Raw genomic sequence first — 15,499 nt, 5'->3', positions numbered from 1 at the left:
CGGCAGGTTCCTTTACCTGCCGGCGCTGCCCGCCTCAAAGCATCGGACCGAAAGTCGGAAAATCCGATGCTCAAATCTACACGACCAACGGGATTTGAGGGTAGGGTGAATGGCGAAAACTCTGGGGCCGGTCAAACGCAAATTTAGCCCTTGGGACAATCCCGATGCGGTGCCCTTCATCCGCTTTGAAAACGTCACCAAACGTTTTGGCGATTTCGTCGCCGTCAACAATCTGACGCTCGATATCTATGAACGCGAATTCTTCTCACTGCTCGGTCCCTCCGGCTGCGGCAAGACCACGCTGATGCGCATGCTGGCCGGTTTCGAGGAACCGACCGAAGGCCGCATCCTGCTGCAGGGCAAGGATATTTCCGGCGTGCCGCCCTATAAGCGGCCCACCAACATGATGTTCCAGTCCTACGCGCTTTTCCCGCATATGTCGGTGGAAAAGAACGTCGCTTTCGGTCTGGAGCAGGACGGTCTGCCCAAGGCGGATATCGCCGCTCGCGTCGAAGAAATGCTGCGGCTCGTCAAGCTCACGGAATTTGCAAGGCGCAAGCCAAGCCAGCTTTCAGGCGGCCAGCGGCAGCGCGTGGCGCTTGCCCGCTCGCTTGCCAAGCGGCCCAAGGTGCTTCTGCTGGATGAACCGCTCGGCGCGCTCGACAAGAAGCTGCGCGAGGAAACGCAATTCGAACTGATGGACATCCAGACCAATCTCGGTCTCACCTTCCTCATCGTCACCCACGATCAGGAAGAAGCGATGACGGTCTCGGACCGCATCGCTGTCATGGACAAGGGCAATGTCGTGCAGGTGGCGACGCCGGCCGAGATCTATGAAGCGCCGAACAGCCGCTACGTGGCGGATTTCATCGGCGATATCAATATTTTCGACGCCAATGTCGTCGCCAATGCTTCCGATATCGGCAAGCCCGGTCTGGTGACGCTGGATTGCGAAGGGCTGAAGGTGGCGGTGGAGCAGGAATGCGCCGCTGCGACCGGCAGCCAGGTGGCTTTCGCCATCCGCCCGGAAAAGGTCCGCATCTCGCTCGACCAGCCCGGCGACAGCAGCGTCAATTCTGCCTATGGCGAGGTCTGGGATATCGGCTATCTCGGCGACTTCTCCGTCTTCATCGTCAAGCTTGCCGATGGCCGCGTCATTCGCGCCGCGCAGGCGAATGTTTCGCGTCTCGTCGATCGCCCGATCACCTTCGGCGATATGGTGTGGCTGAACTGGAAGCCGGATTCCGGCCTCGTCCTGACGCGCTGAGGGAGGCTTCGATGGCGATCACCACTCCTGAAAACCGGCAAAGCCCCTGGCGCTGGCTGGTCGTCGCGGTTCCCTATTTCTGGCTGCTGTTATTCTTCGCAGCACCGTTTTTCATCATCTTCAAAATCTCGCTGTCGGATACGGCGATCTCCATGCCGCCCTATACGCCGGTCTTCGAGGGATTTTCGAAGCTCGGCGCGTTCTTCTCCGAACTGGATTTCGAAAATTACCTCTTCCTGACGGAAGACCCGCTCTACATCGACGCCTATCTGTCATCGCTGCGCATCGCCTTCATCTCCACCTTCCTGCTTCTTTTGATCGGTTATCCCATGGCGCTGGCCATGGCGCGCGCGCCGTCTTCCGTGCGCCCGACGCTGGTGATGCTGGTGATCCTGCCGTTCTGGACCTCGTTCCTGATCCGCGTTTATGCCTGGATCGGCATTCTGAAGCCGGAAGGCCTGCTGACTGTGCTGTTCCAATGGCTCGGTTTTCTCGGGCCGGACCAGCAGGTCAATATCTTCCGCACCGAGACGGCGATCTTCATCGGCATCGTTTATTCCTATCTGCCCTTCATGGTGCTGCCGCTCTATTCAGCGCTGGAAAAGCTCGACAATACGCTGCTGGAAGCGGCGGCCGATCTCGGCTGCCCGCCATGGAAAGCCTTCTGGAAGATCACCTTCCCGCTGTCGCTGCCGGGCGTCGTGGCCGGCTCGATGATCTGCTTCATTCCAATAACAGGGGAATTCGTCATCCCCGATCTGCTCGGCGGCGCCCAGACGTTGATGATCGGCAAGACGCTGTGGACGGAATTCTTCGGCAACCGCGACTGGCCCTTGGCCTCCGCCGTCGCCGTGCTGCTACTGCTGTTGCTGGTGGTGCCCATCGCCATCTTCCAGAACCAGCAGAAGAAGGTGGGGTGAGGCCATGAAGCGTGGAAAATTCGACATCACCGTCCTCACCCTCGGTTTTGCCTTTCTTTATATCCCGATCATCATCCTGATCGTTTATTCCTTCAACGCCTCGAAGCTCGTCACCGTCTGGGGCGGTTTCTCGCTGCAATGGTACCGCTCCATGTGGTCTAACCAGGGGTTGATGGATGCGGCCTGGGTGACGCTGCGCGTCGGTATCCTCAGCGCCACCATCGGCACCATCCTCGGAACGCTGGCGGCGCTGTCGCTGACGCGGTTCGCGCGGTTTCCGGGCCGGGTGCTGTTTTCGGGCATGATCTATGCACCGCTCGTCATGCCGGAAGTGATTACCGGCCTGTCGCTGCTGCTGCTCTTCGTGGCCGTTGGAGTGGATCGCGGTTTCTGGACGGTGGTTATCGCCCATACGACTTTCACCATGTGTTACGTGGCGATCGTCGTGCAGTCGCGGCTCCTGACCTTCGATCGCAGTCTAGAGGAAGCCGCGCTCGATCTCGGCTGCCCGCCGGTCAAGACCTTCTTCCGCATCACCCTGCCGCTCATCTTCCCCGCCGTCATTGCCGGCTGGATGCTGGCCTTCACCCTGTCGCTCGACGATCTGGTGATCGCCAGCTTCGCCACCGGCCCCGGCGCAACCACGCTGCCGATCAAGATCTATTCGCAGGTTCGTCTCGGCGTGACGCCGGAAATCAACGCCATCTGCACGATCCTGATCGGGCTTGTCACCATCGGCGTGATTGTCGCCTCCATCGCTTCCAAACGCACCGAATTGCAGCGGATGCGGGACGAACACGCGGCGGCGCGGAACTGATCGAATATCCTGCGTCGATTTTTACGCGTTACTGTTGAAATCGCCAGAAAAGTAGAAACTGTTAATTTAGTTTCGGCGCTTTACGGTCTCAGAATAGGAATTTTCGTCGGTAATTGATCGATTTTGGTTTTAACCGCTTGTTAATAGGAGTTGGCGGAAAGTAAACCCAACGCAGGGCCGTCAAATTTTTGATAGCCGGGACTGATAATTTCCATCTGGCGAGATTGTCCCCCTTTCTCTCGTTGAAAAGCACAACTCATCCAGGCGGCCGCAAGGCCGCCTTTCTTTTTGCCGCAAAGGCCCGCGCCATTCAGCGGTTTTCCGGATGATCCATCGATTTCGAGACGAGCAGCACGGGAATAAGCCCGGCAATGATGATGATGATCGCCGGCACGGCCGCATCCTGCACCCTTGAGCGCGACGCATCCTCATAAACCAGCGTGGCCAGCGTGTTGAAACCGAAGGGCCGGAGCAGGATCGTGGCCGGAAGTTCCTTCATGGATTCGATCAGGACGAGCAGAAAGGCGGTCAGCGCCGCGGGCCGCATGTTGGGCAACAGCACCTTGAACAGCGTCTGCGCCCGGTTGCGCCCAAGCGTCCGCGAGGCCATGTCGATATGCGGCGAAAGCTTCTGAAAACCGGCATCGAGCGTGCCTTCCGCCATGGTCATGAAGCGCACGGCGTGGGCGTAAATGATGGCGAAGGCGGTGCCGGAGAGCAGCAGCCCGGTGGAAAAGCCGAAATGTGCGCGGATGAAGCCATCGACGCCATTGTCGAGACTGGCCAGTGGAATGAGCACCCCGATGGCGAGCACGGTTCCCGGCACGCCATATCCCATGGAACCGAAGCGGGCGGCTACCTTAGAGGTACGCGAGCGCTCTGTGCGGATGGCATAGGAAAACACGAAAGCGGCTATCAGCGTCACGAAGGCGGCGGAAAGCGAGACTTCGAGACTGTGTCCGAGCGCTTTCAGAAGCTTCGGCGCAAACAGCGCATCGAGCCTCCTGGCGGCGTAACCGCCCAGCACGATGACGGGAATGAAAAAACCGCTCGCCACGGGAACGAAGCAGAAGAGGCTCGCGCCCCAGCGCCGCCAGCCGTTGAGCGCCTTCAGCCGGTGGCGCTGCGCCATGCTTGTCGCTTTCGGCGCGCCGAAGCGCTGTTTTTCCCGGGCATTGCGTTCGATGACGATCAGCGCACCGACGATGACGAGAATGACGGCGGCGATCTGCGTCGCATTGGCGAGATTACCGCGATTGAGCCAGGTTTCGTAAATGGTGAAGGTCAGCGTCTGGACGCCGAGATACTCGACCGCGCCGATATCGTTCAGCGTTTCCATCAGGACCAGAGAAAGCCCGATGGCGATGGCCGGCCGGGCCATCGGCAATTGCACGGAGAAGAACACGTTCAGCGGTTTTGCGCCAAGCGTGCGGGCCGCTTCGGCCGCAAACCGCCCCTGCATGGAAAAGGCGGCGCGGGCCGAGAGATAAACGTAAGGATAGAGTACCGAACTCAGAACCACCACCGCACCGCCGAGCGAGCGTATGTCCGGAAACCAGTAATCGCGGATGCTGTGATAACCGAAAGCGGCGCGCAACGCGCTTTGCACCGGGCCGGTAAAGTCGAGAAACTCGCCGAACGCATAGGCGGCGAGATAGGAGGGGATGGCAAGCGGCAGGACGAGCGCCGCGGACAATAACCGCCGCAGCGGAAATTCGAATGTGGTGACAAGCCAGGCGCAGACGATGCCGAAGAAAGCCGTCGTCGCGGCCGTCATCCCCAAGAGCAGGAAGGTGCGAAACCCGGCGCGCGGCAGGACATTGGCGAGAAGATGCTGCCATCCTTCCGTGCTGCCGGTGAGCGCCAGCCAGAAAATTGCCAGAATGGGCATGGCGGCAATGGCCGCGACGATGACCGCCGTGATGGGCAACACCGAGAAGCGTCTTGTTGCCGGAAGGGAAACCGTCATGGACATGCCAGTCTACTGTCGTGCAAAGGCCTCAACCGGCGACCATTGTGCCGGCGGCTTCCGCATTGCTACGCCCGCATGGCCTCAGTTGGCAAGAACCCGCTGCGACGGAAAGGTGATTTCCACCAACGTGCCTTCATTCGGCGTGGAGGTGATGGAGAAATTCGCCCGGTTGGCGTCCACCATGGCCTTGGTCAGCGGCAGGCCGAGCCCGGTGCCGTCGCCGCGCACGCGCTTGCCGGAGGAGGCCACCTGCCGGAACGGCTTCATGGCCTGTTCCAGTTCCGCCCGTGTCATGCCGATGCCGGTGTCGCGAATGCGCAGCGACACGCTGCCATTGGCCTCATAGGCGGTGGACACCACGATCTGGCCGCCGGAGGGCGTGAAACGGATGGCGTTCGACAGGATGTTCAGCACGATCTGCTTGATCGAGCGCAGGTCGGCGACGATCTGCGGCACGGATTGCGCAAGTGCGGTGCGGATGATGACGCGCTGGTTGTTGGCCTGCGGCTGCACCAGCGAGACCGCCTCAGCCACCGTTTCGTTGAGCGGCACGGCGACGAAATCCACATCCATCTGCCCGGCCTCGATCTTGGAAATATCGAGCAGATCGTTGACGATGTCGAGCACATGCCGGCCGGAACGGCCGATATCATTGGCATATTCCACATAACGCGGATGGCCGATCGGTCCGAAACGTTCGGTCGCCATCATGTCGGCAAAGCCGATGATGGCATTGAGCGGCGTGCGGATTTCATGGCTGACGCGCGCCAGGAAATCGGTCTTGTGGGCATTGGCGGTTTCCGCTGCCCGCTTGGCGTTGCGCAGTTCTTCTTCGGTGCGCTTCCACTGGGTAATGTCGCGGATCACGGCGCAATAGCCATGCGAGGATTTTAGCCGGCCGATGGTCATGAACAGCGGCAGGAAGCCGCCGGATGCTTCGCGGCCGATCACTTCGCGGCCGTCGTTCAGCACGCTGGCGACACCGTTATTGGCAAGGCCGGAGAGATAGTCCAGCACGGCGCGCTGGCTCTCATGGGCAAAGAGGGTGACGAAAGGCTTGCCGGCGATTTCACCATTGTCATAGTTGAACAGCGCGCTGGCGGAACGGTTGAGCGAGCGGATTTCGCCGTCGTCTCCCAGAAGCACCACGCCGTCGGTGGCCGTTTCCAGAATGGAATGCAGCTCCTCCACCTCGCCCTGCAACAGGGAGAGGCTGCCTGCTTCCGCATTTTCGGCATCGCCGGCAGCACTATTTTCGTTGGCGGCCGCAACCGGCGTCTGCTTTTCCTCAAGCGGCACCAAGGACAGCATCAGCGCCTTGGTTTCTTCCCAGCGGATGGATTGCAGCCGCGCCTTGACGGGAATGATGTCGTTGTCAGAGCTGACGACCACCATGCCGCCTTCGTTGTCCGGCATGTCCTCCAGCTCCTGCCGCTGCAGCAGCGCTTCCAGGCCGCCCACCTCTTCGAGTTCGGCGAGAGAGCCATAGCCCGTCAATCGCAGGAAATCCGGGTTGGCGTGGATCAGCCTGTCGCCGGCATGCACCAGAAGCGCCACGGGCATCTGGTCCAGCGTCTCGGCCGTCAAGGCATTCGCGGGGCGAACGTACGGGCTGACCATGGCGGCGGCAATATCGGCAGCCGCAGGCTCATGCTTTTCGTCGGAACCGCTTTCATCCGCCGCTGCGCGAATGGCCGCAGGCTGCTCACCACGAACATAATCGGCGAAAAGATCGTCTTCCTCCGCCGGTTCGGTTTTCTTGTCGTCATTTTCCGTATCGGAGGGCGCACTTTCCGAAGCATCCGCATCGATATCCTGCTGAATATCCTGCATGGTCGGCTCAGCGGAAATGGCTTCCGCATCCGTTTCCCGGTCTTCTTCGGAAGCAGCATCCGCCGGCGCCAGGGCCCGGCCGATTTCGCGGAAGGCGGCCTGCTCGCCTGCGGTCAGCCCCTCGCGGGAGCGCGAGCGGCGCTCCTCCAGATGGACGACCTTGTCGGAATAGGCCGGCTCCAGCGCGGGCGTCGCAACCGGGGCTTCGAATTCCGGCGGGGTATAATCATGGTGCTGTTCTTCTGCCGAAACCAGGTCCGATGCATCATCTGCCGCATCGGCCTCCGCTACCGGGACCTCATCTTCACCGATTGAGCCGGAATCTTCACCTGCCTCGCCATCTTCATCGATAAAGGCCAGCAATTCGTGGCTTTCATCCTCGATGGTGGGCTGCGGCAGGGCTTCCGCCGGATCGGCCTCTTCGCCGTTGAGGAAGGTCAGGCCCGTGGCATATGGGTCTTCGGCGGCATCGGCAAGCCGCACGATGCCGAAACCGCGGAAGCCGTCGAATTCGCGTGAGCGCGTATAGGTGGGCAGGGCGGCAAGATCGATCGGCACCATCAGCGATGTGCCTTCCACCGGCCAATAGATCGTCTTGCCCGACCATGTGTCGCGACGGCCGAGCAGCTCGCGGATCTTGCCGTCGGGATCGAGATTGAACAGGGCCGCGACATCGGCAAAGCCCATGCCTTCCACGGCAGCCGCCTTGGCGCCCACAGCCTCTGCAAATTCATGCGAGATCGAACTGAAGCGCCCTTCCGCATCGATTTTCCAGACGAAACGGGAAGCGCGCGCACCGGCATTGAAAACAAAAGGCTGCGCTTCTGCGCCAGCGCCGATGTCCGTCTCTTCGGTCTCCGCCTCCGCCGTTATCTCCTCATCCGCCGCAGGAGCAGCGTCTGACGGCGCGGTTTCGACGATTTCATCGTCCGCGACTGCGTTTTCTTCGGCCCGGGTCTCTTCGGCATGGGCATCGGCGATTGCCCGCTCGGTTAAGGGAGCTTCTGCTTCATCCTCATCGAGTTCGAAAAGATCGGCGATGTCGTCGGTCATCGCCACATGCGCAGCCGCGTCGGCGTCCTGGGCGGAAAGCGCCGCCGGGGTCTCCGCTCCGTTTTCCGGCAATGACAGAAGGCTGTTCTCATCCTGCTGCGCGGCCACTTCCTCTTCGGGATCGGCCGGCAGTTCCTGCACCTCTTCCACATCCTCGATGCCAGCGACGGCATCGAGCACGGAATCGAAGGAGGTTGCAGCGGCAACAGGCGCGACCTCCGCAACCGGCAGGGCGGGCTCGGCGACGGCTGGCGTTTCCTGCGGCCTGTCTTCTGCGAAACCGTTGACGGGATCGAGTGTGCCCAGCGCGGTTTCGACCACGAACATCAGGTTCAGTTCGGGCGATGCCGCGATCTGGCCGGTGGCGGCGGGCAGATAACCCTTGCCGGTCGGCACCGGCCGCTTGACGAGATGGCCGGACTGTCCGGCTGCCATTTTCACCAGTGTCCGTGCGGTATGCGGCGTGATGCCGAGCGACGAAAAGCCGGGCGAGGCGGCGACGATCTCGTTCTCGCCGTTCAGAACCGCCATATGGATATCGGGGTCGTCGAAACCTTCGATCATGCGCCGGGCGCATTCCGCCGTGTCGGGTGCGGCTTGGTCGGTGAGGGCGGAAAACAGGATGGCGGGCTGGCCGGGTTCGGCCTCGATGATTTCCGCGCGCGCCGTAACGGCAAGGCTGCGGAAACCCGACGTGATGCGAATGGTAAACGACAGGCTGTCGCCCGCTTTGGAAAGCCGCGCCGCCGTGGCCGCCAGTTGCCGGAAGGTCACGTCCTGCGGTTTCGGGCCCTGTTCCAGAAAATCATAGACCATCGGCGTGCCGAACAGCGCCGCGCCCCGGCCATTGGCCCAAAGGGCGTTTTTAAGGTCGAGCGAGAACAACGCCATGGCCGCGCCGCGCCCGAAACCTTCACGCACCCGTTCATGCACTGCGATATCGATAAAGGGATACTGGACGGCGGGCATGTCGAAACCTATTCTGGCACTACCGGACCTTGCGGGCTTTTCGGCTTCCTCATGAAGCTCTAAACGTAAACCCGCCGAGGCATCACGTTAACAGAATTTTAAATAACTTCACAGCGCGGTCCGGTCCACCATCCGCCGGATGAATCGCCAAATAGAGTTAACATCAACAGGCCGCTGCGGCCTCTTTATGTCAGCCCGGCCCATTGAAAAGCACTTGCCTTTCTCAGCCTTTTTTCGCAAAATTCGAAGAGGCACTTGCAAATGGGGAAAACACCTTTTATGTCACCCCCCGTGACGCCGCTTCGGCGTTTCATGTGCGGTTGTAGCTCAGTTGGTTAGAGCGCAGGTTTGTGGCACCTGAGGTCGGTGGTTCGACCCCACTCAACCGTACCATTCCCCTCTCCCGATAAGTCTATTTGTCACAGTGACTTACCGGGAGAGGGGAGTTTCCCCTATAGATCTGTTGTCCATGAGCTTCGTTGGGCTCGTCGCGAAGCGAGCAGAGATGCCGTTTCCGCATTGCCTCGCTGATCGGGTCCGTCATAACGGCAGTGAATTCATCTCCGTCAACGCAAAAAGTCCAATCGACGCATCTGCCGTTCGATCAGCGTCTCGACTTCTTTCACGGCGAGCGCGCTCAGCGGTGCGCCTGGGCGGCGCTGGGTCGCGCTGGCGATGGCGCCGCGTTTTGCCAGAACATGTTTTCGCACGGCAAGGCCGAGACCGGGCTGCTGTTCATAGCGCATCAGCGGCAGATAGGTATCGAACAAGTCCTGCGCGGCTTCGTATCTTCCTTCATTGCTGAGACGGACGACATCCACCATCATTTCCGGATAGGCGAAACCGGTCATGGCGCCATCGGCGCCGCGCTGCATTTCCTCGGTCAGGAAAACACCGGCATTGCCGCACAGAATGGAGGTGCGGCGACGGCCTTTGGCCTCCGCTTCGCGCAGGTCGGTGATCTTTTGCAGACCCGGCCAATCCTCATGCTTAAGCATGACGATACTCGGATGGGCCTCGAAGATGACGCCCAGCGTTTTTGCGCTTATCTGAACGCTGGTTGAGAGCGGGAAGTCCTGCAGCACCACAGGCACGTCGGCGCCGACAGTCTCGACGACGTTGCGGTAATAGGCGACGATCTGCTCATCGGTACGCAGCGCGGCTGGCGGAGCGACCATGACGCCGGCGGCACCCAGATCCATGGCTGCCTTGGTCAGTTCGCCGATGGCGGCAAGGCCGGGTGCGGAGACGCCAACCACCACGGGTTTTCCTTCGGAACGCTTCAGCGTCAGCTTCGTGACTTCGATCGATTCCGCCTGGGTGAGCTTGGGTGCTTCCCCCATCATGCCGAGGATCGTCAGCCCGTCCGCGCCTTTTTCATAATAGAAGTCGACCATGCGGCCGATGCTTTCGCCATCGAGCGAACCGTCTTCGGCAAACGGTGTGCAGGCAATGACGAACACACCCTTGGTACTGGAATTTATGAGCGACATGACATGTTCCTATTTGAGCCGCCTGTGTTGCAAGGGTTCTGTTCCAACCCGTGGAATTGACCGCAGCGGAGCCGGGTCTGGGGGATGCCGGCCCTGCGCATGGGAGCGCTTTAGCCGGCAAACCGTTTGCGTCAGTTATTGGCCAGCATATCCGGAACGATCGAAACGATTTCCGGGAAGACGGCGATGAGCAGGACAAAGGCGCACATGATGAAGAAGAACGGCATGGTCGCCCGGGTAATGCGGGCCATGCTGTCGCCGGTCAGGCGCTGGATGACGGTGAGATTGAAACCGACGGGCGGCGAGACCTGCGCCATCTCGACCACGATGACGATGAATATGCCGAACCAGACCTTGCTGTAACCGGCCGCCATGACCAGCGGCAGGGTGATCGGCAGCGTCATGACGATGCAGCCCAGCCCTTCCATCACCGTGCCGAGGATGATGTAGAAGATCAGGAGCACGATGATGAGCATGAATGGCGAAAGGCCCCAGCCCTCGATGATGCCGGCGATATAGCGCGGCATGCCGAGATAACCGATGACGGTCGACAGGAACATCGCGCCGACCATGATGAGGCCGATCATGGCGCAGGAATCGGCCGCCTGTTTCGCCGCCTGCATGAGGTTCGAAAGGTTCAGCGTCTTCTGAAACGCGCCGATAAGGATTGCGCCGCCGACGCCGACCGCGGCTGCTTCCGTCGGCGAGGCGATCCCGCCATACATCGAGCCCACCACGCCGATGATGAGCAGCAGCAGCGGTCCCAGATCCTTCAACGCCACCAGCTTTTCGATGAAGGTGGTGGGCGCAAGGGCCTCACCGACAAGGGCCGGGTTCATCAGCGCCCGAATGCCGATATAGCCCATATAGGATGCGGCCATCAGCAGGCCCGGCAGGATGCCCGCCATGAACAGCTTCAGGATCGATTCCTCCGCCATGACCCCATAGATGATCATGATCGTCGATGGCGGGATGAGAAAGCCCAGCGTTCCCGCCCCCGCAAGGCTGCCGGTGATGAGGTCGCGGTTATAACCGCGCGAAATAAGCTCCTTTGCGGTGATGCGCCCGACCGTTGCCGTGGTGGCCGCGGATGAGCCGCAGACGGAGGCAAAGAGCGTGCAGCCGAGAACGGTGATATGGGCAAGCCGGCCGGGCACATGCCGAAGCCACGGGGCGAGGCCGGAGAACAGCGCCTCTGAAATCTTCGTTCGGAACAGGATTTCCGCCATGAAGATGAAGAGCGGCAGGGCCAGCATTTCCGGCGAAACCAGCGTGTTCCAGGTTTGCTGGGCCAGCAGCTTGAAAAGCGGCAAAGCGGGGCGATAGAGTGCTGCAAGCGCTGCCCCGGTGCCGACGAGGCCAAGGCCGATCCAGACCCCCGTACCCAGAATGAGCGTCATCAGGCCGAGCAGGCTGAAGGTGATCTTTCCCATGATTTATTCCAGTCCCGGGCCGGTTGAAAGTGTTTCGCCGCGAAGAAGCCGCAGAAACTGCGCCAGCATCTGCAAATTCAGGATGATCGCGCCGATTGCGAGCGCGCTCTGCGGATAGACGAGCGGAATGCGGATGACCGACGAGGAGGTTGAACCGCGCAGCGCGGACAGGACGGCCATGTCCGTCAATGCGACCGAAAGGGCAATGCAGATAACAAGGCCGACAAGGCATGCCACCATATCCAGCCGCCTTGCGCCGGTTGAAGAAAGCGTCTCGCCTATTGCGGTGACGCGGACATGCGAACCGGATTTCAGCGCGCTGGCGCCAGCGAGCATGAAGCTCGTGGCCATCAGGTAAGCGGCGACATCCCAGGCGAATGGCAGCGAGTAGCCGGCAAGGTTTCTGAGAAGGATTTCGCAGGCGATGAGAATGAAAATGCCGAGGAGAGACAGGGCTGCAAGCACGTTTGCAGCCTCCGTCAACCGGTCGATCGGCGTTATGATGGCAGCGAATGCGGGACTGGCTGGATTTCTCATGATGTTTCTCCGGAGTGCGCAGAAGGAGGCGGACAGCCGGCCGGGATCGCCGGCTGCCCTTTCATTTCCGACGGGAGAAAGTCAGTTGCGCGCCTTCAGATAGGCTTCGACATAGGGCGCGGCATCGGGCACGCGCTTGAGAAAATCGTCCCACAACGGCTTGGCACGCTCGATGAGGGCGGCCTTGAGTTCGGGAGAAGGCGACGTGACGTTAATGCCCTTTTCCTTCAGGGTGGCGAGTTTGGTTTCGTCCTCGGCCCGGCTGACCAGCCAGAATTCGCCTTCGAGTTTCTTCGATGCCTGTTCGATCGCCGCCTGATTTTCTGGCGACAGGGCATTCCAGGCATCGAGATTGACGGTGACGATGTTGGAAGATGCCTGCCAGTTGAAGGTGCTCATGTTTTTCATGAACTCCCAGAAAGCGCCGTCGACACCGGACGAAGAGGAGGTCGTGACACCGTTGATGGTGCCGGCGGCCAGCGACGGCACGACTTCGCCCCATGGCATCTGAACGGGAAGAGCGCCAAGGGCGTGGAAGAAATTATGACCGTTCGCATCGACGACGCGGATCTTGAGGCCGTTGACGTCTTCAATTTTTTCGATCGGTTTCGGCGCATAGACGGCCTGTCCCGGCCACGGCACCATGTAAAGCAGCTTCTGGTTCATCGAGGTTGCGACTTCCTCGATCTTGGGGCGGAAGAATTTGTGCAGCAGCGCAAGGTCAGGCATCGTCGGGGCCAGATATGGCAGCGTCTCGACACCCAGTACCGGTGCTTCACCCACCTGCTGGCTCATCAGAATATCGGCGATGGGAACGATGCCGTCGCGCACGGCGGTCATGCCTTCCGGGCCCTTGATGCCAAGTGACCCGCCGGAATGCACGGTGATGGCGACCTCGCCATTCGTGACGGTCTTTACGGTTTCAGCGAATTTTACCGCGTTCTTGGTGTGAAAATTACCTTCCGGCCACACGACCGACATGTCCCAGGCCGTTTCGGCGGTCGCGGAGGTTGCAAAGCCGGCAATCGTCAAAGCCAGCCCGGCGAGAATTGCGTTTTTCATGGTTGTGATCCCCTCACTTATTGTTTCCGGCTCACCCTGTCCCTTGGCGACAGGACGGCGCGGTTATTTTCGGTATACAGCACGTACTCCGAATGAAGGGGACTATATGGGCGTTTTTTGAGCGGCGCAATAAGGTGATTAATCTTTGTTCGATTTCGAGCGGATTCCCTTGCCCACCAGCCTTTGCGGTGCTGGCGTCAGTGGATTGCATTTCAGGGAAATTATCGAAAAGGCGCGGATCGGCAGGCAAGGAGTTGCCGCTGTGTGCCGAATAGGGGGCCAAGTGCGCGGAGCCGCCGGGGGTGCGGCGGCTCGCTGAATGCGGGCTGAAAATCAGATCGCCGATACGAGGCGGGTCTTTATGTAAAGCTCACGCAATGTCTTCGAGACCGGGCCTGGCTTGCCGTCACCGATGATGGCTTCGTCGATCTTGACGACCGGCATGGCAAAATTTGTCGCCGATGTGATGAAGGCTTCGGCTGCATCCTTTGCCTCGTCCACCGTAAAGGCGCGCTGTTCGACGGCAATTCCGGCGCCCTGCGCAAGATCGAGAATGCTTCCGCGGGTGATGCCATGCAGAAGTGCGTTGGAAAGTTCGCGCGTGACCAGCGTGCCGTCCTTTTTGACGATATGCGCATTGGCGGCGCTGCCTTCGGTCACGAAACCATCCTCCACCAGCCATGCATCGTCTGCACCGCGTTTCAGCGCCTCCATCTTGGCCATCGAGGGGTAGAGAAGTTGTACCGTCTTGATGTCGCGCCGCTCCCAGCGCCAGTCCGGCATGGTGGCGATGGCAATGCCGGTTTCCGTGCGCGGATTGTCCAGCACGGGTTTTGCCTGGGTGAACAGGGTTATCGTCGGGGTGGCATTGACGGGAAAAGCGAAATCGCGATCCGCCACACCGCGGGAGATCTGCAGATAGATCAGGCCTTCGTCCATGTGGTTGATGCGAACGATTTCACGGTGAACGGCCAGAAGTTCCTCCGTTTCGAGCGGGCAGGTCAAGCCGAGTTCGGCGAGCGAGCGCTGAAGGCGGGCGCTGTGGCCGGCATAATCGATCAGCTTCCCGCCGATCACGGCGGTGACTTCATAAATGGCGTCCGCGAACAGAAAGCCGCGGTCGAAAACGGAAACCTTGGCGTCGGCTTCGGCAAGCCAGTCGCCGTTCAGATAAACAATGCGTGTCAATGGAACGTCCCCGGATCAGGTGTTTGGTGTGGCGAAAGGAGCAAATTGCAGCCCGTGTCGGGCGAGCGATGAACGAAGGGCGCGCGCCATATCCACGGCGCCGCGCGTATCGCCGTGAACGCAGATGGTGGCGGCTTCCACCGGCAGTTTTTTTCCGCCCGTTGTCGGGATTACGCCGTCGCAGACCATGGACAGAACCTGATCCACACTCTGGTTGGGATCGTGTATCACTGCACCCTGCATCTGCCGGGAGGTGAGCATTCCCGCATCGTCATAGGTGCGGTCGGCATAAACTTCGCAGGCAATGCGCAGCCCCGCTTTTTCGGCGGCCTTCATGGTTTCCGAATAGGGCAGCGTAATGAAGACCAGCGACGGATCCACCGCCTTGATGGCCCGGATGCAGACCTGCGCGAGATCTTGATCGACGGCGGCCATGTTGCCCAGCGCCCCATGGGTTTTGACATGGGTGATGGGCCAGGAAAGCGCAGCCGCCATGCCCTGCATTGCGGCGATCTGGTAGATCAGCTGGGCCTCCACATCCTCGGGGCGTTCGCCGGATATACGGCGGCGGCCGAAGCCGTAAATATCCATGAAAGACGGGTGGGCGCCGACCGCGATGCCCCTTGCCTTGGCGGCGAGAATGGTGTCGCGCATGACAACCGGATCGCCGGCATGAAAACCGCAGGCGATGTTTGCCGTGGTAATCAGCTCCATCATCGCTTCGTCTTCGCCCATGGTCCAGGCCCCGAAGCTTTCTCCCATGTCGCAGTTCAGATCGATCGTCGCCATAGCCCCTCTTTCCGGGCGAGATATTGCCCGGTTCCGTCCAGTTTATACGCGTGATATCAGGCAGCACGCATTCATTGCATCTTTTCATTGACATACAATTGGTATACTGAAATAGCAAGGAAGGATTGGCGGGAGAATCGAATTCGCATGCGTGGACGTGAGGGAG

General features: G+C 60.3%; 10 protein-coding genes, 1 tRNA gene and 1 pseudogene. 4 read left to right on the top strand and 8 right to left on the bottom strand.

Going from position 1 to position 15,499, the window contains the following annotated elements; translation table 11 throughout:
• Positions 1-109 precede the first annotated feature (109 nt).
• From I3J13_RS03255 to I3J13_RS03245, 3 genes are read left to right on the top strand one after another with little or no spacing between them, the layout of a single operon-like run.
• Positions 110-1,267 (top strand): ABC transporter ATP-binding protein, encoded by a 1,158-nt coding sequence (locus tag I3J13_RS03255; RefSeq protein WP_004432614.1) that lies wholly within the window; start codon positions 110-112, stop codon positions 1,265-1,267.
• A gap of 11 nt (positions 1,268-1,278) precedes the next feature.
• Complete coding sequence (locus tag I3J13_RS03250) at positions 1,279-2,187, top strand: ABC transporter permease subunit (protein WP_196378008.1); 909 nt, start codon at positions 1,279-1,281, stop codon at positions 2,185-2,187.
• Positions 2,188-2,191: 4 nt separating this feature from the next.
• Entirely contained in the window at positions 2,192-3,004 is an 813-nt protein-coding gene (locus I3J13_RS03245) for an ABC transporter permease (protein WP_004432617.1), read from the top strand.
• A 310-nt stretch (positions 3,005-3,314) separates the two neighbouring features.
• On the opposite strand, the gene I3J13_RS03240 is transcribed toward I3J13_RS03245, so the two are convergent.
• Positions 3,315-4,979 (bottom strand): ABC transporter permease, encoded by a 1,665-nt coding sequence (locus tag I3J13_RS03240; protein ID WP_196378007.1) that lies wholly within the window; start codon positions 4,977-4,979, stop codon positions 3,315-3,317.
• Between the two features lie 78 nt (positions 4,980-5,057).
• Positions 5,058-8,831: an ATP-binding protein gene (locus tag I3J13_RS03235; protein WP_196378006.1), complete on the bottom strand. Its 3,774-nt coding sequence runs from the start codon at positions 8,829-8,831 to the stop codon at positions 5,058-5,060.
• A 316-nt stretch (positions 8,832-9,147) separates the two neighbouring features.
• Between I3J13_RS03235 and I3J13_RS03230 the strand changes: the two genes are divergently transcribed.
• Positions 9,148-9,224, top strand: a tRNA-His gene (locus I3J13_RS03230).
• 173 nt (positions 9,225-9,397) lie between these two features.
• Here the strand turns inward: I3J13_RS03230 and I3J13_RS03225 are convergent.
• The 6 genes and pseudogenes from I3J13_RS03225 to I3J13_RS03200 form a co-directional block, all read right to left on the bottom strand.
• Complete coding sequence (locus I3J13_RS03225; protein WP_196378005.1) at positions 9,398-10,324, bottom strand: dihydrodipicolinate synthase family protein; 927 nt, start codon at positions 10,322-10,324, stop codon at positions 9,398-9,400.
• 131 nt (positions 10,325-10,455) lie between these two features.
• Positions 10,456-11,739: pseudogene (locus tag I3J13_RS03220) on the bottom strand (TRAP transporter large permease); the annotation flags it as partial.
• Positions 11,740-11,760: 21 nt separating this feature from the next.
• Entirely contained in the window at positions 11,761-12,294 is a 534-nt protein-coding gene (locus I3J13_RS03215) for a TRAP transporter small permease subunit (RefSeq protein WP_196378004.1), read from the bottom strand.
• An 81-nt stretch (positions 12,295-12,375) separates the two neighbouring features.
• Entirely contained in the window at positions 12,376-13,356 is a 981-nt protein-coding gene (locus I3J13_RS03210) for a TRAP transporter substrate-binding protein (RefSeq protein WP_080852659.1), read from the bottom strand.
• A gap of 333 nt (positions 13,357-13,689) precedes the next feature.
• Positions 13,690-14,544 (bottom strand): D-amino-acid transaminase, encoded by an 855-nt coding sequence (locus I3J13_RS03205; protein WP_196378003.1) that lies wholly within the window; start codon positions 14,542-14,544, stop codon positions 13,690-13,692.
• Positions 14,545-14,559: 15 nt separating this feature from the next.
• A complete protein-coding gene (locus I3J13_RS03200; protein WP_196378002.1) occupies positions 14,560-15,333 on the bottom strand; it encodes a LamB/YcsF family protein in 774 nt (257 codons plus the stop codon).
• Between the last annotated feature and the right edge of the window lie 166 nt (positions 15,334-15,499).

This window comes from Agrobacterium leguminum (genome assembly GCF_015704895.1).
In the GTDB taxonomy this organism is placed as follows: Bacteria; Pseudomonadota; Alphaproteobacteria; order Rhizobiales; family Rhizobiaceae; genus Agrobacterium; species Agrobacterium leguminum.
This window is presented reverse-complemented; position numbering and strand designations above follow the sequence as displayed.